General features: G+C 71.5%; 20 protein-coding genes. 10 read left to right on the top strand and 10 right to left on the bottom strand.

The window, feature by feature from the left end:
• Positions 1 to 328: DUF222 domain-containing protein (locus BLR68_RS12905; RefSeq protein ID WP_143015762.1), on the bottom strand; the 328-nt coding region annotated here is incomplete at its 3' end.
• A 262-nt stretch (positions 329 to 590) separates the two neighbouring features.
• On the opposite strand from BLR68_RS12905, the gene BLR68_RS12910 reads away from it, so the two are divergent.
• Together BLR68_RS12910 and BLR68_RS12915 are read left to right on the top strand one after the other, a co-directional pair.
• Positions 591 to 1223, top strand: a complete 633-nt coding sequence (locus BLR68_RS12910; protein WP_018185479.1) for a hypothetical protein — start codon at positions 591 to 593, stop codon at positions 1221 to 1223.
• Between the two features lie 173 nt (positions 1224 to 1396).
• Positions 1397 to 1768: a VOC family protein gene (locus BLR68_RS12915; protein WP_018185480.1), complete on the top strand. Its 372-nt coding sequence runs from the start codon at positions 1397 to 1399 to the stop codon at positions 1766 to 1768.
• A 3-nt stretch (positions 1769 to 1771) separates the two neighbouring features.
• Here the strand turns inward: BLR68_RS12915 and BLR68_RS12920 are convergent, their stop codons facing one another.
• Both BLR68_RS12920 and BLR68_RS12925 read right to left on the bottom strand, forming a co-directional pair.
• On the bottom strand, positions 1772 to 2353 hold the full coding sequence (locus tag BLR68_RS12920; protein WP_018185481.1) for a DinB family protein: 582 nt from the start codon (positions 2351 to 2353) through the stop codon (positions 1772 to 1774).
• A gap of 31 nt (positions 2354 to 2384) precedes the next feature.
• Positions 2385 to 2936: a helix-turn-helix domain-containing protein gene (locus tag BLR68_RS12925; protein ID WP_018185482.1), complete on the bottom strand. Its 552-nt coding sequence runs from the start codon at positions 2934 to 2936 to the stop codon at positions 2385 to 2387.
• Positions 2937 to 3002: 66 nt separating this feature from the next.
• Between BLR68_RS12925 and BLR68_RS12930 the strand changes: the two genes are divergently transcribed.
• Positions 3003 to 3929 (top strand): NAD(P)/FAD-dependent oxidoreductase, encoded by a 927-nt coding sequence (locus tag BLR68_RS12930; protein WP_018185483.1) that lies wholly within the window; start codon positions 3003 to 3005, stop codon positions 3927 to 3929.
• Here the strand turns inward: BLR68_RS12930 and BLR68_RS12935 are convergent.
• The gene (locus tag BLR68_RS12935; protein ID WP_256335394.1) at positions 3909 to 4607 is read right to left on the bottom strand and encodes a YdeI/OmpD-associated family protein; all 699 of its coding nucleotides are present in this window, start codon (positions 4605 to 4607) and stop codon (positions 3909 to 3911) included. The genes BLR68_RS12930 and BLR68_RS12935 overlap by 21 nt on opposite strands.
• Entirely contained in the window at positions 4583 to 5284 is a 702-nt protein-coding gene (locus tag BLR68_RS12940) for an NRDE family protein (RefSeq protein WP_026302747.1), read from the bottom strand. Before BLR68_RS12940 ends, BLR68_RS12935 begins: the two co-directional genes overlap by 25 nt.
• A gap of 42 nt (positions 5285 to 5326) precedes the next feature.
• On the opposite strand from BLR68_RS12940, the gene coaBC reads away from it, so the two are divergent.
• The 3 genes from coaBC to BLR68_RS12955 all read left to right on the top strand — a co-directional run bounded on the left by coaBC (position 5327) and on the right by BLR68_RS12955 (position 9319).
• The gene (coaBC, locus tag BLR68_RS12945) at positions 5327 to 6532 is read left to right on the top strand and encodes a bifunctional phosphopantothenoylcysteine decarboxylase/phosphopantothenate--cysteine ligase CoaBC (RefSeq protein ID WP_018185486.1); all 1206 of its coding nucleotides are present in this window, start codon (positions 5327 to 5329) and stop codon (positions 6530 to 6532) included.
• 62 nt (positions 6533 to 6594) lie between these two features.
• Positions 6595 to 8397 carry an AMP-dependent synthetase/ligase gene (locus BLR68_RS12950; RefSeq protein ID WP_026302748.1) on the top strand — a complete coding sequence of 601 codons (1803 nt, stop codon included), beginning with the start codon at positions 6595 to 6597 and terminating at the stop codon, positions 8395 to 8397.
• 25 nt (positions 8398 to 8422) lie between these two features.
• Complete coding sequence (locus BLR68_RS12955) at positions 8423 to 9319, top strand: DUF1295 domain-containing protein (protein WP_018185488.1); 897 nt, start codon at positions 8423 to 8425, stop codon at positions 9317 to 9319.
• A 21-nt stretch (positions 9320 to 9340) separates the two neighbouring features.
• On the opposite strand, the gene BLR68_RS12960 is transcribed toward BLR68_RS12955, so the two are convergent.
• Positions 9341 to 11425 carry a S9 family peptidase gene (locus BLR68_RS12960; RefSeq protein ID WP_018185489.1) on the bottom strand — a complete coding sequence of 695 codons (2085 nt, stop codon included), beginning with the start codon at positions 11423 to 11425 and terminating at the stop codon, positions 9341 to 9343.
• A gap of 44 nt (positions 11426 to 11469) precedes the next feature.
• Positions 11470 to 12042 carry a cysteine hydrolase family protein gene (locus tag BLR68_RS12965; protein ID WP_018185490.1) on the bottom strand — a complete coding sequence of 191 codons (573 nt, stop codon included), beginning with the start codon at positions 12040 to 12042 and terminating at the stop codon, positions 11470 to 11472.
• A 66-nt stretch (positions 12043 to 12108) separates the two neighbouring features.
• Here BLR68_RS12965 and BLR68_RS12970 point away from each other — a divergent pair, with 66 nt between their 5' ends.
• Entirely contained in the window at positions 12109 to 13827 is a 1719-nt protein-coding gene (locus BLR68_RS12970) for a RecQ family ATP-dependent DNA helicase (protein ID WP_018185491.1), read from the top strand.
• A gap of 105 nt (positions 13828 to 13932) precedes the next feature.
• On the opposite strand, the gene BLR68_RS12975 is transcribed toward BLR68_RS12970, so the two are convergent.
• The 3 genes from BLR68_RS12975 to BLR68_RS12985 all read right to left on the bottom strand — a co-directional run bounded on the left by BLR68_RS12975 (position 13933) and on the right by BLR68_RS12985 (position 17318).
• On the bottom strand, positions 13933 to 14817 hold the full coding sequence (locus tag BLR68_RS12975; RefSeq protein WP_018185492.1) for an aldo/keto reductase: 885 nt from the start codon (positions 14815 to 14817) through the stop codon (positions 13933 to 13935).
• A gap of 76 nt (positions 14818 to 14893) precedes the next feature.
• Positions 14894 to 16603: a long-chain-fatty-acid--CoA ligase gene (locus BLR68_RS12980; RefSeq protein ID WP_018185493.1), complete on the bottom strand. Its 1710-nt coding sequence runs from the start codon at positions 16601 to 16603 to the stop codon at positions 14894 to 14896.
• A 67-nt stretch (positions 16604 to 16670) separates the two neighbouring features.
• On the bottom strand, positions 16671 to 17318 hold the full coding sequence (locus BLR68_RS12985; protein ID WP_256335396.1) for a TetR/AcrR family transcriptional regulator: 648 nt from the start codon (positions 17316 to 17318) through the stop codon (positions 16671 to 16673).
• Positions 17319 to 17359: 41 nt separating this feature from the next.
• Between BLR68_RS12985 and BLR68_RS12990 the strand changes: the two genes are divergently transcribed.
• From BLR68_RS12990 to BLR68_RS13000, 3 genes are all read left to right on the top strand, one after another.
• The gene (locus BLR68_RS12990) at positions 17360 to 17971 is read left to right on the top strand and encodes a GNAT family N-acetyltransferase (RefSeq protein WP_018185495.1); all 612 of its coding nucleotides are present in this window, start codon (positions 17360 to 17362) and stop codon (positions 17969 to 17971) included.
• A 9-nt stretch (positions 17972 to 17980) separates the two neighbouring features.
• Entirely contained in the window at positions 17981 to 18493 is a 513-nt protein-coding gene (locus BLR68_RS12995) for a DUF2087 domain-containing protein (protein WP_018185496.1), read from the top strand.
• 64 nt (positions 18494 to 18557) lie between these two features.
• A complete protein-coding gene (locus BLR68_RS13000; protein WP_018185497.1) occupies positions 18558 to 19625 on the top strand; it encodes a sodium:calcium antiporter in 1068 nt (355 codons plus the stop codon).
• Positions 19626 to 19629: the final 4 nt, after the last annotated feature.

Consider the following 19629-nt stretch of genomic DNA (forward strand, 5'->3'; position numbering starts at 1 on the left):
CCGCGAGTGCGAGCACTTCGGACACCAGCTCGTCGCGCACGACGTCGACTTCATCGAGCCCGTCGACGATGATCGTCGCGTGGGTGTCGGTGATATCCGCGTGGCTCATCGACTCCCACACCGCCGGGTACCGCTTCACCAACGCCCGCCCGACCCCCATGAGACGTCCCGCGGCGTGCTCACTGATCCGCAACGCCGACGCGACTTCGAGGCGCACCGACCGTTCCACCAGCACCGACGCACCCTCATCCCGGGTCGCCGCGCGGATCGCGTCATCCCACAACTCGACGATGCACGCATACCGCTGCGCCGCGTGGATGGTCGCCATGTCCGCGCTCAACACAACCCAGTCCAGGGTCGTCGGAATCCCCTCGGAGACCCCATCGACATACGGGGAAGGACTGGACATAATTCGAGACTAGAAGGGGGTTCCGACATCGGTTCCGACACCGGCCCGACCCCGCATCCACCCCTTCCCCTGTCACAACCGACCGCATCCCACGGCACGTTGCGACGGGCGAGCTTCGCCCGCAGCCCGCCCCGGCCCGGCCTGACCACCGCGCGCCGACCTCACCCGATAGCGTGCAGGCATGCGCGGACGCAGACTCACCTGGACCATCGGCGGCGCCGGACTGATCGCGTGCGGGGTGGCCGGCATCCTGCTCAGTGCCACGCTGGGCTCTTCGCTGACCGACGTCCTGGCATTCTCCGTCGACCTGCTCTGGGCGGCTGCGGTTCTCATTTTCGCGATCGGCACGTCACCCCGCGACAGCGTGGTCGCTCGTCGCCCCCTCGGGACGATCACTCTCGCGCTCGTCGCCCTCTGGCCCCTGGCGTTGCGGATCGTCGGCCTGTTCCAGGACCCCATGAACCCCATCCCGCTCATCCCGTGGGAGGTATCCACCTTCGTTCCGCTCGCCCTGAGCCTCGCCGCCGTCGTGCAGATCGGCCGCGCGTCCGTCGCGCCGCGCGCCTGGCGGTGGGCGCCGGCGATCGCCCTCGCCGTCTCGGTCGCGTGCGACGCGCTCAGCCTGGTGGTCGTCGCGAGTGCCGACCAGGCCACGGCCGTCCAGTTCGTCGGGCTCTCGTCGGCGCTCGGCGTGATCGGATTCCTCGTCCGCACACTGGGACTCGGGATCGTGGCACTCCTCGCCGTCGCGTCGGAGCGACCGGCATCCGTCCCGGTCTACTCGTCGCCCTCGGAGCCCGCGCCGGGCTCCTGACCCTGCGCCCCCCTGCCATCGAGCGGAGATCTGCGTTCGCGCGGACGTTCGAGGCACGGAGCCTCCGCGGGAGCGCAGATCCCCGCCCGAACACACAGGCACGACACCCTCCCCCTGGACAAGCCCCGCCGCGAGCGGCACCCTGGTCGCATCCCCGGATGAAGGAGACGGCCATGTTCCAGAACGACGGCGCGTACAGCGGGTTCGCGGTCGACGACCTCGATGCGGCGCAAGCCTTCTACGCCGACATCCTCGGCCTCGACGTGTCGACGCTCGACAGCGGATTCCTCCACCTGAACCTCGCGTCAGGCGGCACGGTGCTCGTCTACGGGAAACCGCACCACGAGCCTGCAGGGTTTACGATCCTGAACTTCCCCGTCGACGACGTCGAGGCCGCCGTCGACGACCTCAACGCCAAGGGGGTGGAGACCGCGATCTACGACGACATGCCCACCGACTCGAAGGGCATCATGCGCGGCAACGGGCCGACGATCGCGTGGTTCCGCGACCCCGCGGGCAACGTCCTCGCGATCCACGAGCGCTGACCGTCACGACACCCAGAAGCCCAGGGTGCAGAGCAGGCGCGTCTCGTCGTCGGCATCCGCGGGCGGATCGATCGCCGGCGGGAACACCCCGAACTGCCGCCACTCGTCGGCGTGCGGGACGACGTTCTCGTTCAGCCCGGCGATGAGCTCGGGAGACATGCGGAACGGGATGCCGAGATGTTTCGCGATCAGCCACGCCTGGAACGCGCGATACGTCGCCAGGTGGGCGAACCCCTCCTCGACGGAGTAGTCGCCGTACTGGAACCGGAACGTCGTCCCGGGCGCGACACCCTCCCGCACCGCGGCCGTCGCGGTGTCGTTCAGACGGTCGTATGACTCGATCGGATCGTCGCCGAGGAGGTCGGCGTTCCGGAACTCGTCACCGTCGGCGGGAGACTTCCCGGCGAGCACGTCGGGGACCCAGGCCTCGTCGTACGCGTGCGCGAAGACGATGTCTCGGAAGGTGGGATCGGGAGTGGACGTCCACTCCTTCGGGGCCGGCTTCGACAGGTCGGCCGGATCGATGCGATCGATGACGGAGCGCAACGCGGCATCCGCTTCGAGAAACAGTTCGTCGGTTCTCATGTCGACACCGTACGACCGGCCGCCGACACTGTCACGAGCCGTGCACGTGGATCCGCTCGCCCGACGCGCTGAAGATGCTCACCACCTCGGCGAAACCGTCCTCGGTGGCGCTGATGCTGTGCGGCAGGCCCGTGTCGAACTCGGCCGCTTCCCCCGCCCCGATCCGATGCTCCTCCCCGTCGAGCAGGAGCCGGATCGTGCCGCTCAGCACGTAGAACCACTCGACCCCGTCGTGCACCTTCGGCGCCGGAGCGGCGGATGCCGCGGCGTACCGGATCTTGTAGGTCTGCACCGGCGAATGCTCGAGGGTCAGCGGCGCGACGACCATGCCGTGCCGACGCTCGGTCGCGCGGCGCACCCGCGGGTCGACGGGCTCCCCGCGCACGAGGTCGTCGAGCCGCAGGTCGAGGACCGATACCAGCGGGAGCAGCAGCTCGAGGGATGCCTGTCGTCGCCCCGCCTCGAGCCGGGACAGCGTGCTGATCGACATCCCCGCCTTCTGCGCGAGGTCGGCCAGCGTCCAGCCGCGCTGCTGCCGCGCCGCACGCAGGCGCGGCCCCATCCGGGTCAGATCCGTCGTCATGGGTCGAGTTTGCCACTTCTGCAAAGGAAGTTGCCGCATCGGCCCTCCTCGCGAGAGCGTGGCGTCATGACAGACACCCTTTACGACGCCGTCATCGTGGGCGGCGGCACCGCCGGACTCAGTGCCGCGCAGATGCTCGGGCGCGCGCGCCGCCGCGTGCTCGTGATCGACGCCGGCGCTCCCCGCAACCGCTTCGCCGCGCACATGCACGGCGTACTCGGACACGACGGGCGCTCCCCCGCCGAGCTCCTGCGCATCGGCAGGGCCGAGGCGGAGGCGTACGGGGTCGAGTTCCTCGAGACGACCGTGACCTCAATCGACGACGCCGGCGACCACCTCACCGTGGCGCACGACGGCGGCATCCTCGCCGCGCGCGGCGCGGTCCTCACCACCGGCGTCGTCGACGACCTCCCCGACGTCCCGGGCCTGCGGGAGCAGTGGGGCCGCGGCGTGATCCACTGCCCGTACTGCCACGGTTACGAGGTCGCCGGGCGCCGCCTCGGCGTGCTCGCCACCTCGCCCGCGAGCCTGCACCAGATCGAGCTCGTCCGGCAGTGGAGCGATGACGTGACCGCGTTCACCGCGGGTCTCGGCGACGTCGACGACACGGTCGCCGCACGCCTGGCGGGGCGCGGCATCCGCCTCGTCGACAGCCCGGTCACGGAGCTCCGGACCGACGACGACGTGGTGACCGCAGCTCTCACGGCGGACGGCGCGGCGCACCCGATCGACGCGCTGTTCACCGCGCCGACGCCGCGCCTGCACCTGGACTATGCGGCGAACCTCGACCTCGCCGTATCCACCGAGCCCGGCGAAGGACTCCGCGTCGACATGCGCGGGGCGACGAGTCATCCGCGCGTGTTCGCCGCCGGCAACGTCGTGAGCCCGTTCGGCAACGTGCCGCTCTCGATGGGCCAGGGCTCGATGGCCGGCGCCGGTCTCAACGCGGCGCTCGTCATGGAGGACGCCGCTTCAGCGACCCTGCGCAGCTGAGGCCGCCGCGGCGGCGCGGGCCAGCCACGCCGGCGGTTCGCCGTACCGCTGGAACGGCACGAGCCTGCCCGCCGCGCAGTCCTCGACGAGCGTCGCGAGCCGGTCGATGCGGGTCTGCTCGCGCTTCGCGCTCTGCACCCAGTGCGCCACGGTCCTGCGATACGAGGGCGTGGCGGCATCCCAGAACGCTTGGGCGGCCGGGCTCGCGGCGAGGGATGCCGCCTGCTCGGGCGTGAGCTCGTTCCGCTGCTCGTGCGAGTAGACGCCCGACAGGTCGGGGGTCCGTCGCTCGAAGGCGGCGATTCCCGCGGGGTGCATCCGCCCCTCGGCCTGCAGCCGCTCGATGTGCGCGATGTTGACGGCGCTCCAGATCGACCGGGACTTCCGCGGCGTCCAGCGCTGGACGCGGGCGCCGTCGCCGATGCCGCGGCTGACGGAGTCGATCCAGCCGAAACGCAGCGCCTCGGGAACCGCGTCGGCCCACGTCAGACCCAACCGCGGATCGCCCTTCCGGTAGAAGACCGTCCACACCTCGACAGCCGTCTCGTGGTGGGCTTCGAGCCAGTCGCCGAACTCCGCCGCCGAGGCGAAGAAGATCGGGTCGGATGCCGGTTCCACCATGGTCGCGACGGTATCACCGGCATCCGACGCGCTCAGCGCAGCTGCAGGCTGTTCCACGCCCCGGGCTCGTCGAACTCGCCGTAGACGACCTCGGCTCCGCTCGCGGAGACCGATCCCGCGCAGACGAGGAGTGACAGCGTCGGGTAGCCGTGGGGACGGTTGTCGCGGATGATGGCGCGGTCGTCGGTCGGTTCCAGTGCCGTGGTGCGTTCGAGCGCGCCGAGCCATTCCGCGATCCAGTCGTCGCCCGACGGCGCCGCGAACGCGTCGTGCCAGGCGACGATGCGCGCCGTCTTCGGGTCGTCGACGTCGTCGTGCGCGATCATGTGGACGCCCGGTGCGAGATCGACTGCGCGTACCGACTCGCCGTCCCACATCGAGACGCGGGCGCGACCCGGCGTGACCGTCAGCAGGTTGAAGCCGTGCGTCGGCGGCGCCGCGGACAGCCCGCGTCCGGCGGCCGCGTCGAGCACGATGTGCCCGCGGGAGCCGGTCGCGAGCGAGTCGTCGATGAGGTCGGCCCGGTTGAGCACGACGGCGAGGCGGGATGCCGACGGGTCCGCCGCCAGCCACGCGCCGCCCGCGCGGGTGTCGCGCACGCCGATCACCCCGGGAAGGTCGGGCCACCACGGCCCGAGCGGATCCCACGCACGGGCGGGATCCTCGTCGCGGACGGCCAGCACGCGGATCGCCGCCGTGGCGTCCTCGGGAACGTGGACGATCACGGTGCACATCGTGGTGGCCTTTCGCGTCCGACCCCGTGGGAGGATCGGACCATGTTCGTCGTCGTGGGCGTCTCGGGCGGCATCGCCGCGTACAAAACGGTGCAGGTGGTCCGCGCACTGGTGACGAACGGGCACGAGGTGCACGTTGTTCCCACCGAGGACTCGCTGCGCTTCGTCGGGACCGCCACGTGGGAGGCGATCAGCCGCCATCCTGTCACGACGAGCGTGCACGACGACGTCGCCGAGGTCCGCCACGTCGCCCTCGGCACGCAGGCCGATCTCGTGATCGTCGCGCCGGCGACCGCGAACACGCTCGCCAAGATGGCCGCCGGCATCTCCGACAACCTCCTCGGCGTCACCCTCCTCGCCACGACCGCGCCCGTCGTCGTCGCACCCGCCATGCACACCGCCATGTGGGACCACGCCGCGACGCAGGCCAACATCGCGACCCTCCGCTCGCGTGGCGTGCACATCGTCGGCCCCGCCGACGGACCGCTGACCGGCGGCGACAGCGGACCCGGGCGCATGGTCGAGCCCGACGAGATCGTCGCGGCGGCCCTCGCTGCCGCCGGAGCCCCGGCATCCGATCTAGCCGATCTGCGCGTCGCGGTGTCGACCGGCGGCACGCGCGAGCCCATCGACCCCGTCCGCTTCCTCGGCAACCGGTCCAGCGGAAAGCAGGGGGTGGCCGTCGCCCTCGCCGCCGCCGACCGCGGCGCGTACGTCCACCTCGTCGCGGCGCACGTCGACGAGGGCGTGCTCGACAGGGCCATCCACCACCCGCGGATCGCCGTCGAACGTGCCTTGACCGCTGTCGAGATGGATGCCGCGATGCGCGCCGCGAGCGCCGAGGCCGACGTCGTCGTCATGGCCGCCGCGGTCGCCGACTTCTCGGTCCCCGAGGTCTCGGACGTCAAGATCCGCAAGGAGGACGGCACCGTCACCCTCGATCTCGTCGAGAACCCCGACGTGCTCATCGGACTCGTCCAGGCGCGTCGTCCGGGTCAGACGATCGTGGGGTTCGCGGCCGAGACGGCTGCCGACGAGGCGGAGCTGCGCGAACGGGGCATCCGCAAACGCGCGCGCAAGGGCGTCGATCTGCTCGCCGTGAACCGCGTCGGCTGGCAGGAGGGCTTCGAGACGGCCGAGAACAGCGTGCTCTTCGTCGACGCCACCGACGAGGTCGCATCGCAGGCTGCGGGGACCAAGCGCGTCGTCGCCGACGCCCTGTGGGACGCGGTCCTGCGCCTGCGCTGACCCTCTCGCGCTCGCGCAGAAGATAGCGGCATCCGATTCGGTTCGGGCTCCGAATCATCTGTGTGCCGCAGATACACACTCCCCTTCTCGCGCCTGTGGACGGGCATCGCAACGTCACGGACCTCCTCGTCCAGCGTGCCGAGAAGGCTCCCCACCACGCCGCGTTCGACGTCGCCACCGGCGACGGCTCGTGGCGGCAGGTATCCACCGTCCGGTTCCTCGGCGAGGTCCGCCGGCTCGCGAAGGGCTTCGTCGCCGCGGGTGTCGCCCCCGGCGACGCTCTCGCGATCATGGCCTCCACCCGCTACGAATGGGCCGTCACCGACCTCGCCGCCTGGTTCGCAGGTGCCGTCGTCGTGCCCGTGTACGAGACGTCGTCGCCCGTCCAGGTCGCCGGCATCGTCGCCGACGCCGGCGTCGTGCTGGGCGTCGGCGGAACCGAAGCCCAGACCCGCCGCCTCGCCGACGCCTTCGCCGAAACCGGCGCGGGACGCCTGGGCGCCTACGCGATGGACCCGGCCGACCGGGTGGCCGGCGGCATCCGGACCCTCGACGACCTGCGCTCGCGGGCCGACGACGTGACGGATGCCGACCTCGAGCGCCACCGCACGGCGGCCGACCTCGATTCACCCGCGACGATCGTCTACACCTCCGGCACGACCGGCGAGCCCAAGGGCGCCGTGCTCACGCACCGGAACTTCCTCGGCCAGGTGCTCAACATCGCCGCGGCCTACGGCGAGGTCGTCCACGAGCAGGGCAACACGATCATCTTCCTTCCGCTCGCGCACGTCCTCGCGCGCGGACTGCAGCTCATCTGCCTCGCGAACGGCATGCGCATCGCGCATCTGAGCGACCCGAGCACGGTCGTCGAGACGCTGTCGGTCCTCCGGCCGACGTTCCTCGTCGTCGTCCCCCGCGTTCTGGAGCGCATTCAGGCAGCCGCCGCGCAGAAGGCAGATGCCGCGCACCTCGGCCGCGTGTGGCGCGCCGCTGTCGCGACCGCCGTCTCGGGCGGACGCGCGGCCGAGCAGCGCACGGACGGGCGGGCACCGGCATCCGTTCGTCAGCGCCTGTTCGAGACGCTGTTCTTCCGACGCCTGCGCGCCGTGATGGGCGGACGGGTCGACTACATCCTCTCGGGCGGTGCGCGGCTCGACCCCGAGGTGTCGCTGTTCTTCCGCGGCATCGGGGTTCCCGTCATCGAGGGCTACGGCCTCACCGAGACGACCGCGCCGCTCACCGGCAACCTGCCCGGCGACATCCGTGCAGGCACGGTCGGTCGACCCCTCCCCGGCTCGACCGTCCGGATCGGCGACGACGGCGAGATCCTCGCGAAGGGGATCGGCGTCTTCCGCGGCTACCGCGACCCTGCGCACGACGCCAACGCCTTCGTCGACGGGTTCTTCCGCACCGGCGACCTCGGCCGCTTCGACGCCGAAGGCCGGCTCATCATCGACGGCCGGGTCAAGGACGTCATCGTCACCTCGACCGGCAAGACCGTCGTCCCCGCCCCGTGGGAGTTCGCCGTCGAAGCGGACCCGCTCGTCTCGCACGCCGTCATGGTCGGCGAGGGACGGTCGTACCTCACCGCGCTCATCGTCCTCGATCCCGACGAGGCCGCCCGCCAGGGCGATGCGCCCGCCGCCGGCCAACTGCGCGAGATCCCCGACGAAGGCCTGCGGGCGCGGATCCAGCGGAGCATCGACGCCGCGAACGCGCTCGTCTCACGCAGCGAGCAGGTGCGCCGCTTCACGGTCATCGCCGCCGACCTCGCCGACACCACCATCATCACGCCGACGCTCAAGATCAAGCGCCGCGTCCTCCTCGAGCGCGGCTCCGACGTCGTCGCCGCCCTCTACAGCTGACCTTCCCCCGCCTCGAAAGGCCACCATGTCTTCGCAGAACCGTTCCGCCGTCATCACCGTCGTCGTCGGGCTCGTCATCGGCGCGCTCGTCGCGCTCGCGGGCAGCCAGGGAGGCGCGACCGTCGGCGGCATCCCGGTCTTCGCCCTCGCCGTCGCCGCCGCGTTCGCCGTGCAGGTGCTCGTCTACATCCCGTCGGCGATCGCTCGCACCGAGCGCTTCTTCGACGCCACCGGCAGCGCGACGTTCATTCTGGTCACGCTCGGCGTCACCCTCCTGTCGCCGTCGCCCGACGCCCGCTCGCTCGCCCTGGCGGCGATGGTGATCATCTGGGCGGCCCGCCTCGGCTCGTTCCTCTTCATCCGCATCCACCGCTCCGGCAGCGACGACCGCTTCGACGACATCAAGGTCCACCCGCTGTCGTTCCTGCGCGTCTGGATCATGCAGGGCCTCTGGGTCAGCATCACGGCCGCCGCGGCGTGGATCGCGATGGCGACCGAGCCCGCGGACCGCGTCTCGTTCGACGTGTTCGCCGGCATCGGCATCGTGATCTGGATCGTCGGCATGCTCATCGAGGTCGTCGCCGACCTGCAGAAGAACGCGTTCAAGGCGGACCCCGCCAACAAGGGCCGCTTCATCCGGACCGGGCTGTGGTCGCGCTCCCGCCACCCCAACTACTTCGGCGAGATCCTCGCGTGGGTCGGCGTCGCGACCGTCGCCGCACCGGTCTTCGAGGGCTGGCAGTGGATCGGCCTGCTCTCGCCCGTGTTCGTGATCCTGCTGCTGACCCGGGTGAGCGGCATCCCGCTTCTCGAGAAGAAGGCCGACAAGCGCTGGGGAGGCGACGCCGACTACGAGGCGTACAAGACCGCGACGCCGGTCCTCGTGCCCTCGCTCGGACGCGCGAAGGTCGCCGCGCACTGACGCAGGTCAGCCGGGCTCGCCTCAGCCGAGCCCGGCGACCTTCGGCGCGGGCGTGCCGTGCACGTGCTCGCCGAGGAAGCCGAACACCGTCTCGTACCAGACGACGGCGTGCTGCGGCTTCAGCACCCAATGGTTCTCATCGGGGAAGTACAGGAACCGGTGCACGGTCGACCCGTCGTCTTCGCCGAAGTACTCGTTGAGCTCCGACCAGAGGCGCAGGCTCTCGCCGATCGGCACGCGGTAGTCCCGGTCGCCGTGGATCACGAGCAGCGGTGTGGAGATGTCCTTCACGTAGCGGTGCGGTGAGTTCAGGGCCATCGCCTCCGGCGTGAAGATCTCCTGCCAGTACGACGAAGCGTCGGTCGTCCCGGCGAACTGGTCGAGGGCCCACAGGCTCGCGTGGGTCACGATGGCGCGGAAGCGGTCGGTGTGACCGGCGACCCAGTTCGCCATGTACCCGCCGAACGAGCCGCCCATCGCGGCGGTCTTCGTCTCGTCGATGTCCGCGCGGGCGGCGACCTCGTCGGTGATCGACATGAGGTCGGTGTACGGCTTCTCGCCCCAGCTGTTCCAGCCCCGGGCGATGAACTCGAGGCCGTACCCGGTCGACAGCGCCGGGTCGGGCAGCAGCACGGCGTACCCGCGGGCGAGCGCGAGCTGCGGGCTCCAGCGCCAGCTCCAGGCGTTCCAGCTGTTCAGCGGCCCGCCGTGGATCCAGAGCAGGAGAGGTGCGGGGGATGCCGCATCCGCCCCCTCGGGCAGGAGCAGCCAGCCGCGCACCCGGGCGCCGTCCTCGGCGGTCGTCTCGACCTCGGTCATCGTGCCGGCGGGCGTCGGCAGCGCAGCCGGCGTCACGAGCGCGGTCACGGTGCCGTCGGGGTCGATGCGGACCGGATGCGGCGGCACCATCCACGACGAGCGGAGCGCCACGAGCGCGCCCGTCGCGCGGTCGACGGACACGTTCGAGTACGCGTGGTCGTCGGTCGTGAGCTGCACGGGAGCGCCGCCGTCGAGCGGCAGGCGGAAGACGGGGCCGCGCCCGTCCTGGTCGGCGGTCACGATGAGCGCGGTGTCGTCGTGCGCGAACGCGATGCTCGTCGGCCAGCGGTCCCAGCCCTCCGCGATCCGGCGCGGCTCCGAGCCGTCGATGCCGGCGATCCAGAGCTCCTGATCGGCGGGGCCGGTCGGGTCCGAGAACGCCGCCCGCCCGTAGGCGATCGACCGTCCGTCGTGGCTGACGGCCGGCGACTCGAAGTACGTCGACCGCTCCTCGAACAGGGTCGTGTGCGCGCCCGACGCGACGTCGATCGAGACGATCGCGAACCGCTCGGCGCGGCCCTGCGGGAAGCGCATCGCGGCGATGAGCGTGCGGCCGTCGGGGGTGAGCGCCGTCCCGGCGGTGTCCGCCGTGCGGCCGGGGGCGGGCGTCAGGTCACGCGGGCGCGGAAGCGACGCGGGGTAGGGGGTCGTGGCATCCGGTTCGTCCTCCGCCGTGTCCGAAGCGGCGAGCGATCCGATCGTCTCGGCGAGCGCGTCGAGGTCGAGCGAGAGCAGGTGCGGCTCGGCGGGTCCGAGGTCGTGGTCCCAGTAGCGGACCGGGTAGGTCGTGTGCAGGATCGCGGAGAGCTTGCGCTTCTTCCGCTCGGCCCGCAGCTTCGCGTCGGCCTCGAGCGAGTCCGCCGACGGCAGCAGGTCGGCGGCGAGGACAGCGACGGATGCCGCATCCGCGACGGCCGCGATGCCCGACACTCCCCCGGCCAGGCGCGTGATCGCGCGCGCATCGCCGCCGTTCGCGGGGAGGAGCCAGAGCTGCGCGGCCTCGTCCTCACCATCGCCCTCCGCATCGGGACGGGCGCTCACGAACAGCAGGTCGCCGTCCGCGGTGAACGCGGCGCCCTGCTCGCCCTTCGCCGAGCGGGTCAGCCGGCGGGGCGTGCCGCCACCGGTCGCCGGGACCTCCCACAGCGCCCGGTCGTATCCGGTCTTGTCCTTGTTCAGGGTCGCGACCGTGAGGACGGCGCGGGTGCCGTCGGGCGAGAGCGCGACGGCGTCGATGCGGGGCAGGGCGATGTAGTCCTCGAGCGAGGCGAAGGGGTTCTGCGGCATCCCTCCACGCTAACCGCGGACCCCGTCGCGGCGACAGGGTCGGTTCAGCGGAGCAGGTCGGCGCTCGAGCAGACGGTGGCGAACTCCCCGTCGAGGTTCGTCGCCGTGATCGCCGCGAGCGTCGCTGCGGTGACGACGGTGCCGTCGGGCGCCGTCCGGTCGAACGAGTGGGTGGCGTCGAGGGCGAAGTACACGTCGTAGCCGAGGTTGCCACCCACGCGGGCCGTCGTCTCGCAACAGTGGTTCGTCGAGATGCCCGTGACGACGATCTGCTCGATCCCGTTCGCGCGCAGCCACGCGTCGAGGTCGGGCGTCCCGTGGAACGACGAGTTCACGCTCTTCGTGACGAGCAGATCCGGGATGCCGGTGACCTCCGGCTTGAGGTCGTTGCCCGGCTGGCCGGGTCGAAGCGGCGACACCGGCGACGTCGAGTCGTGCCGGACGAACACGACCGGCCAGCCGCGCTCACGCCACCGCTCGAGCAGTGTGGCGATGTTCGCCTCGCACTCGGGGTTGTCGCGCTCGCCCCAGTGCGCGGAGTCGTCGAAGCCGCGCTGCACGTCGATGACGACGAGCGCAGCGCGGTCGAGGGTGAGGTGTCGCGGCGGGATCTGCACGTTCCGAGCCTGGCACGCGACTCTCCTGTGCGGCGGTCAGGGAGCGGCGGGATCCTGCCAGGCTTGGTGCTCGAGGCATCCGGTGTCAAGGGTGTCCTCGGACGTTGCGGCGTCGACGACCGTGGAGGGATGCCACGCCGCTCCACCTCTGCATCGTCCGCTCCCGATCGCGCCGAGGTCGAGCGCGTCGCCGCCGAGCGGTTCGGACTGACGCACCTGCGCCCGGCGCAGCTCGACGCGATCGAAGCGGCTGCCGGCGGGCGCGACGTGTTGGTCGTCTGGGCGACCGGATCGGGCAAGTCCGCCGTCTACCAGGTGACCGCAGCGCTGCGGCCCGGCGTCACCGTCGTCGTGTCTCCGCTCATCGCGTTGCAGGAGGACCAGCTCGCCGGTCTCGCGCACGCCCCCGATGCGCCGAAGGCCGTGGCCCTCAACTCCGGGCGGGGCGAGAAGGCCCGCGCCGAGGCGTGGCGCCGCCTGCGCGAGGGCGAGGCGACCTACGTGCTCCTCGCACCCGAGCAACTGGCAGGCGACGAGGTCGTCGCCGAGCTCGCCACCCTCGACATCGCGCTCCTCGCCGTCGACGAGGCGCACTGCATCGCCTCGTGGGGGCACGACTTCCGTCCCGATTACCTCGGTCTCGGCGAGGTCGCCGAGCGCCTCGGGCGGCCACCGATCCTCGCGCTGACCGCGACGGCATCCACCCCCGTCCGCGAGGAGATCGCGGCCCGCCTCGGACTCGACGACCCCTCCATCCACATCGGCGACGTCGACCGACCGTCGATCCGCCTCGGCGTCCGACGGCACGGCGACGACCGCGAGAAGCGCGCCGCCGTGGTCGACGAGGTCGCCTCGCTTCCCGTCCCGGGGCTCCTCTACACATCGACGCGGCGCTCGGCGGAGCAGTACGCCGACGACCTGACCGAGCGCGGCAAGCGGGCCCGGGCGTACCACGCCGGTCTCCCGTCGAAGGAGCGGGCGGAGGTGCACCGGCAGTTCCTCTGCGACGAGCTCGACGTCGTCGTCGCGACGAGCGCGTTCGGCATGGGCATCGACAAGGAGAACGTGCGCTTCGTCATCCACGCCGACGTGCCCGAATCGATCGACGCCTACTTCCAGGAGCTCGGGCGCGCCGGCCGCGACGGCGAGGAGGCCCACGGCACGCTGCACTACCGTGCCGAGGACCTCGCGCTGCGGCGCTACTTCGCGACGAAGAATCCGGATGCCGCCGAGCTTCGCACCCTCATGCGGGCGATGTCGACGCGGGCGCGCCTGAAGTCCGCTCTCGCGACCGAATCCGGACTCTCACCGCGCCGCGTCACGGGATTGCTCACGCTGCTGATCGACACCGGGTCGGCCCGCGCGTCGAAGTCCGGGGTGTCGCTGCGGCGGAACCTCGACGAGCGTGCCGCCGTGAAGGCGGCACTCGAGCGAGTCGAGGAGCGCGAGCGGATCGAGCGCTCCCGCATCGAGACGATGCGCGAGTACGCCGAGACGCGGCGCTGCCGGCGCCAGGTGCTGCTCGGCTATTTCGGGCAAGACCTCGACGAGCCGTGCGGCAACTGCGACACCTGCGCGGCGGGAGCAGCCGACGTCGTTCGGGAGCCGGCATCCGCTTCAGACGCGGGGTTCGAGATCGACGAGAAGGTGTCGCACCGCGAATGGGGCCCGGGCACCGTCGTCTCGATCGACGACGACCGGATGCGGGTGTTCTTCGACAGCGAGGGCTACAAGGTGCTCTCGCTCGAGATCCTCGAGCGAGAGCACCTACTCAAGGCCGGCTGACGGGCCGAGTGCAGGTCCAGAGGTAGTTTGGGGCCGCCACGGCCGCCGTTTCGCACGCTGAACCTGCATCGGGCACGGCGACCGAGCCCCAGGGCCGAACGCCCCTCAGACCTCGATGCCGACGGCGGTCGAGCAGCGGGCGAGCTCGTCGGCCGACAGCTCGAGGTTGCGCGCCTGGAACGAGTCGGTGATGGATGCCGGGCGGCTCGCCCCGGGGATGGGGATGACGGTCTCGCCGAGCGACAGCTCCCAGGCGAGCACGACCTGCTGTGGGCTCACGCCGTGCGCCTGGCCGATCTCGGCGATCACCGTGAACCGCTCCCCGATCGAGCCGGCGCCGCCGATGCCGCCGAGCGGGCTCCACGGCAGGAAGGCGATGCCGTTCTCGACGCAGTACCGGAGTTCGCCGTAGCTGCCGGGATGCCGCGGGGAGAACTCGTTCTGCACGCTCGTGAGGTTCCCCTCACCGAGGACCTCCTGTGCGATCTGGATCTCCTCGACGCTGGCGTTCGAGATGCCGACCGTGCGGACGAGTCCCTCGTCCTGCAGCGTCTTGAGGTTCTGCATGACCTCGCCGTAGACCATCCAACGGTCGGGGCGGTGGTACTGGTACAGGTCGATCACCTCGACCTGCAGGTTCTTCAGCGACTTCTGGACGGCGCTGCGGAGGTAGCCGAGCGATCCGTCGCGACCGAAGTCCTTCTCGGCCGTCCGGGTGATGCCGCCCTTCGTGGCGACGACGATCGACGACCGGTCGCCGTCCCAGCCGGCGAGCGCGTCGGCGACGATCCGCTCGTTGTGGCCCATCTCGTCCCAGCTGGGGGCGTAGATGTCGGCTGTGTCGATGAGCGTCACGCCCGCGTCGAGCGCCGCGCGCACCGTCGCGACGGCGTCGTCGTGCGAGGGCAGGCCGTTGCCGTTCATCGACACCGGCATCGCGCCGAGTCCGATGGCCGAGACGGTGAACGGTCCGAGTGTGCGCTGCGACATGAGTCTCCTTCGACGGGGTGGGGTGCGGCATCCACCCTGCCAGTCGACACCGCCCGGCGCGACGACCCTTGACAGATCAGCCCGCGGTCAGCTGCTCCCGCACCTGTCGGCGCAGCACCTTGCCGATCTGCGAGCGCGGCAGATCGTCGAGTTGCACGACCTTGCGGGGCACCTTGTAGGCGGCGAGGTGCGAGCGGGCGAAGTCCTTGAGGGCGGATGCCTCGAACGCCGTCCCCGGCTTCATGACGACGGCCGCGACCACGTCCTCGCCGCCGGTGGCCCGTGGGACGCCCACGACCGCGGCGGACTCGACGTCGGGGTGCAGGGTCAGGACCTGCTCGACCTCGCTCGGGCTGACGTTGAACCCGCCCGTGATGATGAGCTCCTTGACGCGGTCGACGACGGTGACGAAGCCGTCCTCCGAGACGGTGACGATGTCGCCGGTGCGCAGCCATCCGCCGTCGAGGAGGACCGCGGCGGTCTCCTCGGGGCGGCGCCAGTAGCCCTGGAACACCTGCGGCCCGCGGATGAGGAGCTCGCCCGCCTCACCGGCGGGACGGTCGACGTTCGGGTCGTCGGGGTCGACCACCCGGATGTCCGTGCTGGGGAACGGCACGCCGACGGTGCCCGGGCGGCGCGTCGGGCCGATCGGGTTGCCGAGGGCGACCGGCGAGGTCTCGGTCATGCCGTAGCCCTCGACGAGCAGGCCGCCCGTGACCTCCTCCCACCGGGTCACGGTGGGGACCGGGAGGCTCATGGCACCCGAGATCGCGAAGCGGATCGTCGAGAGGTCGACGCCCTTGCGGGTGCTGGCCCGCGACAGCGCGTCGTAGATCGGCGGAACGCCCGGCAGGAACGTCGGCGGCGACTTCTTCAACGCGCCCACGACGAGGTCGACGTCGAACTTGGGGAACAGCACGATCCGTGCCCCGATCGACACCGCGAAGGTGAGGCAGAGGGTCAGCCCGTAGGCGTGGAACATCGGGAGGACGGCGTAGAACGTCTCTTCGCCCTCGGTCAGCCCCGGCACCCACGCGCGCCCCTGCTCCGCGTTCGAGCGGAGGTTCCGGTGCGAGAGGACGGCGGCCTTCGGCATCCCGGTCGTCCCGCTCGTGAGCTGCAGGAGCGCGGTGTCGTCGAGGACGGGCCGCGCGTACTTGCGGGGCAGCCGGCGGGCGTTCGTGAACTGCGACCACCGGATGATCCCCCGCGCGGTCGGCTTCGAGGTCAGCGCCTCGCGTCGCTCGCGGAGGGCGGGGACGGGCAGGCGCAGGGCGGTGCGCGATGCCCAGGGCAGGGCGTCGGTCATGTCGACGGCGACGATCGCGGCGGGCGCGATGTCGCTCGGGAACTCGGCGACCATGTCGGCGATCTTGTCCCAGACGATCGCGACGACGGCCTCGTGCACCTCGAACTGGTGCCGCAGCTCACGGGCCGTGTAGGTCGGGTTGTGCTCGACGACGATCGCGCCGATGCGCAGAGCGGCGTAGAACGCGACGATGTGCTGCGGGCAGTTCGGGAGGACGAGCGCGACGCGGTCGCCGGCGCTGACGCCGAGCTTGCGCAGGGCGTTCGCCGCGCGCGAGACCTGCTCGCCGAGTTCGGCGTAGGTGGTTTCGGCGCCGAAGAACTCGGTCGCGACCTTCGACCCGTAGCGCGCGACCGAGTGGTCGAGCAGGTCGACGAGCGTCTCGTCGACGGGGTCGATGTCTGCGGGGACGCCGGGCGCGTAAGCGGCCAGCCAGGGGCGTTCCTGCAGATCGGATGCCGGCGGTGTCGAAGTCATCGTCGTGTGTCCTCCTCGGTGTCCCGCCAGCGTAGGGCGGTTTTTCGATGCGTCTGCTGTGCGTCCGCTACGCGCGTTCGAATGCGGCGAGCCCCGCGGCGAACACCCGGATGACATCGTCGACGTGGTCGTCGTCTCCGGTCGCGAGCCACCACGCGGCGAGTCCCTCGGCCGCCGCATGCACGACGGCCACGAGCGTCGCCGTCGGCGCGGTGAGCACACCGCCCCGGGACGCGATCCACGCCTCGACGAGCCGCTCGATCTCCCCGCGGACAGCCTCGGTCTCGGCGCGCGCGGCACCGGCGAGCGCCTCGGATGAGCGAGCCATCGCGGTGAGCTCGGCGAGGCGTTCGTGACGTACGCGCTCGCGCCGCAGCTCGGCGACGAAGGTGTGGAGCGCCGCAGCGACGGCATCGCCGAGGGGGAGCGGTGCGAGCGGCTCAGCCCACAGCCGGCGCGTCAGCAGCCCGGACTCCCGCTCGAGCAGGGCGGTCACGAGATCGGCCTTCGACCCAAAGGCGTAGCTCACGACGCGGTGGGCTACGCCCGCTCGCTGCGCGACGCTGCGGAGCGACAGCGCGGCGACCCCGTCGTGCACCATCACCTCGACCGCGGCGTCGAGCAGCTGGCGTCGGCGATCGTCGACGTCGAGATAGGTCCGGCGAGGTGACGGGTCGTTCACAGTGATCTCCGAGCGTGCGGCGCGTGGTGGCATCCATACTAGTTTTATCCACTCGGACCAATTGAGGAGATCTCATGATCAGCGTGACCCCCGCCCGCGCCACCGACCTCGCTCCCGCCGCCGCGATCCTCGCCGAAGCGTTCGCGCAGGACCCCGTCATGGCGGCCGTCGTGCCGGGCACGCGGCGTCGGCACGAACGGCTCACCGATCTGTTCCACGGCCTGCTCGCCAGTGGGCCGTACGCGACGGGCACGGTCGACCTCGCGCGCGATGCGGACGGCACGATCCTCGGCGTCGCCGCGTGGGAGGGGCCGCACGCCGAGCGGGGGGCGCTCGCACGCCAGGCGTCGGAGCTCCCCCGCTTCGCGCGGGCGCTCGGCTGGCTCGGGATGCCGCGGGCCCTGTCCCTGCTCTCTCGCCTCGCGCGCCACCGGCCGCGCGCCCCGCACTGGTACCTCGCCGAGATCGGGGTGAGCGCCGCGGCGCGCGGCAGGGGCGTGGGCGGGGCGCTGCTGTCGGCGCAGCTCGACACGCTCGACACCACACGTCAGAGCGCGTACCTCGAATCCTCCACTCCCGACAACCGTCGCCTCTACCGACGCCTCGGGTTCGAGGAGCTCAGCCCGATCGAGGGCGTGCCGGGGGCGCGGCCGGTCGCGATGCTGAGGCTGCCCGCCGCGCGATAGCGTGCTGGCATGGACCGATCGGGCGATGACCAGTGGCGTCCGCTCGTGGCCGCGCTCGCGAACGACCGCGTTCGCGAGGCGTTCGCCCGGCTGACACTCGGGGCCACTGCGGACGACGCCCTCGAGGGCCTGTCGCCGTCGCGTCGGCGCCACGTGGTCGAGACGCTGCAGCGCGCCGGGCTGCTCACGGATGACCTGCGGGCGGACGGCGGGGCGTTCGCCCGCGTCCTGGCCGCCGCGCCTCCCGCGCCGAGGCCGACGGGTATCGCGCGCTACCTCTCACCCGACGGACGTCTGATCGGGTATCCGTCGAATCCGGACGAACGCCGCGAACTGCTGATCCTCCTCGCCGCCCGCATCCTCGCCCCCGGCGAGGTCCTGGACGAGCGTGGGATCAACGAGCGGCTCGAAGCCCTCACCGACGACGTCGCCGCCCTCCGGCGGCACCTCGTCGACCACGACCTCGTCGAACGCACGCGGTCGGGTACCGAGTACGCGCTGGTCGTCGACCCGTCCTCATAGGAGACGCTCTGCCGGCGCCGTCAACCGCTATGCGGACGGCCGCCTCCGGGTGTGCACTGGTGCGGTGAACTCGCTCCCGTTCTGGCAGGTCGTCGTCGTCTTCGTCGCAGCCGCCGCCGTCGTCTGGGTCGCCGGCATCCAACTCTCGAAGACCACCGACGTGCTCGACGCGCGCTGGCACATCGGCAGCGCCTTCGGCGGGCTGATCATCCTCGCCGTCGCGACGAACCTGCCCGAGATCGCCATCACGGTCAGCGCCGCCGCGGCGGGCAACCTCGGGGTGGCGGTCGGTAACATCCTCGGTGGCATCGCGCTGCAGACCGTCGTCCTCGTCGTGCTCGACGCGTTCGGCCGCCGGGGCCGCGGGGTGAAGCCGTTGACCTACCGCGCGGCATCCCTCGTGCTGGTCCTCGAAGGGCTCGTCGTGGTGGCCGTGCTCGTGGCCGTCGTGGCCGGCAGCCAGCTGCCGGAAGGACTCGTCGCCCTGCGCCTCACGCCGGACGTCGTCCTCATCACCGCGCTCTGGATCGCGGGCCTGTTGCTCGTGCAGCGCGCCGGTCGCCACCTGCCCTGGAGCGACAGCGGAACCGTCGACGATGCGTCGCCGCACACCCCCGGACACCGCCGCTCGAAGCCGCAGCACCCCCACAAGAGCCGGCCGACATGGCTGGTCGTCACGATCTTCCTGGTCGCCGCCGCGGCGACGCTCGGCGCCGGTGTGGTCCTCGAGCGCGCCGGCGACGCCATCGCCGAGGACATCGGGCTCTCGGGCGTCCTGTTCGGCGCCACGTTCCTCGCCCTCGCGACCTCGCTCCCCGAGATCTCCACGGGCCTGCAGGCGATCCGGCAGGGCGACGACAACCTCGCGATGAGCGACATCTTCGGGGGCAACGCGTTCCTCCCGGTGCTCTTCCTCGTCGCGACCGTCATCTCGGGCCAGGCCGTCCTGCCGCGCGCGGGCGCGACGGACATCTACCTCACCGCGCTCGCTGCCCTGCTGACCCTGGTCTACGTGGTCGGGCTCATCTTCCGTCCTTCGCGGCGGGTGCTGGGGATGGGCGTCGATTCGCTGACGGTCCTCGTGCTCTACGCGGTGGGGGTCGCGGGCCTTTTCGCGGTCGCCTCCGGCTGAGCCC

The sequence above is a fragment of the Microbacterium sp. 77mftsu3.1 genome, from assembly GCF_900100525.1.
GTDB classification, from domain to species: domain Bacteria; phylum Actinomycetota; class Actinomycetes; order Actinomycetales; family Microbacteriaceae; genus Microbacterium; species Microbacterium aquilitoris.

Excerpts from the sequence above, each read along its gene's own strand:
- BLR68_RS12910 (WP_018185479.1), top strand. The coding sequence starts at position 591 with ATGCGCGGACGCAGACTCACCTGGACCATCGGCGGCGCCGGACTGATC.
- BLR68_RS12925 (WP_018185482.1), bottom strand. The coding sequence starts at position 2,936 with ATGACGACGGATCTGACCCGGATGGGGCCGCGCCTGCGTGCGGCGCGG.
- BLR68_RS12920 (WP_018185481.1), bottom strand. The coding sequence starts at position 2,353 with ATGAGAACCGACGAACTGTTTCTCGAAGCGGATGCCGCGTTGCGCTCC.
- BLR68_RS12995 (WP_018185496.1), top strand. The coding sequence starts at position 17,981 with ATGGACCGATCGGGCGATGACCAGTGGCGTCCGCTCGTGGCCGCGCTC.
- BLR68_RS12930 (WP_018185483.1), top strand. The coding sequence starts at position 3,003 with ATGACAGACACCCTTTACGACGCCGTCATCGTGGGCGGCGGCACCGCC.
- BLR68_RS12940 (WP_026302747.1), bottom strand. The coding sequence starts at position 5,284 with ATGTGCACCGTGATCGTCCACGTTCCCGAGGACGCCACGGCGGCGATC.
- BLR68_RS12980 (WP_018185493.1), bottom strand. The coding sequence starts at position 16,603 with ATGACTTCGACACCGCCGGCATCCGATCTGCAGGAACGCCCCTGGCTG.
- BLR68_RS12955 (WP_018185488.1), top strand. The coding sequence starts at position 8,423 with ATGTCTTCGCAGAACCGTTCCGCCGTCATCACCGTCGTCGTCGGGCTC.
- coaBC (WP_018185486.1), top strand. The coding sequence starts at position 5,327 with ATGTTCGTCGTCGTGGGCGTCTCGGGCGGCATCGCCGCGTACAAAACG.
- BLR68_RS12985 (WP_256335396.1), bottom strand. The coding sequence starts at position 17,318 with ATGCCACCACGCGCCGCACGCTCGGAGATCACTGTGAACGACCCGTCA.
- BLR68_RS12915 (WP_018185480.1), top strand. The coding sequence starts at position 1,397 with ATGTTCCAGAACGACGGCGCGTACAGCGGGTTCGCGGTCGACGACCTC.
- BLR68_RS12990 (WP_018185495.1), top strand. The coding sequence starts at position 17,360 with ATGATCAGCGTGACCCCCGCCCGCGCCACCGACCTCGCTCCCGCCGCC.
- BLR68_RS12975 (WP_018185492.1), bottom strand. The coding sequence starts at position 14,817 with ATGTCGCAGCGCACACTCGGACCGTTCACCGTCTCGGCCATCGGACTC.
- BLR68_RS12960 (WP_018185489.1), bottom strand. The coding sequence starts at position 11,425 with ATGCCGCAGAACCCCTTCGCCTCGCTCGAGGACTACATCGCCCTGCCC.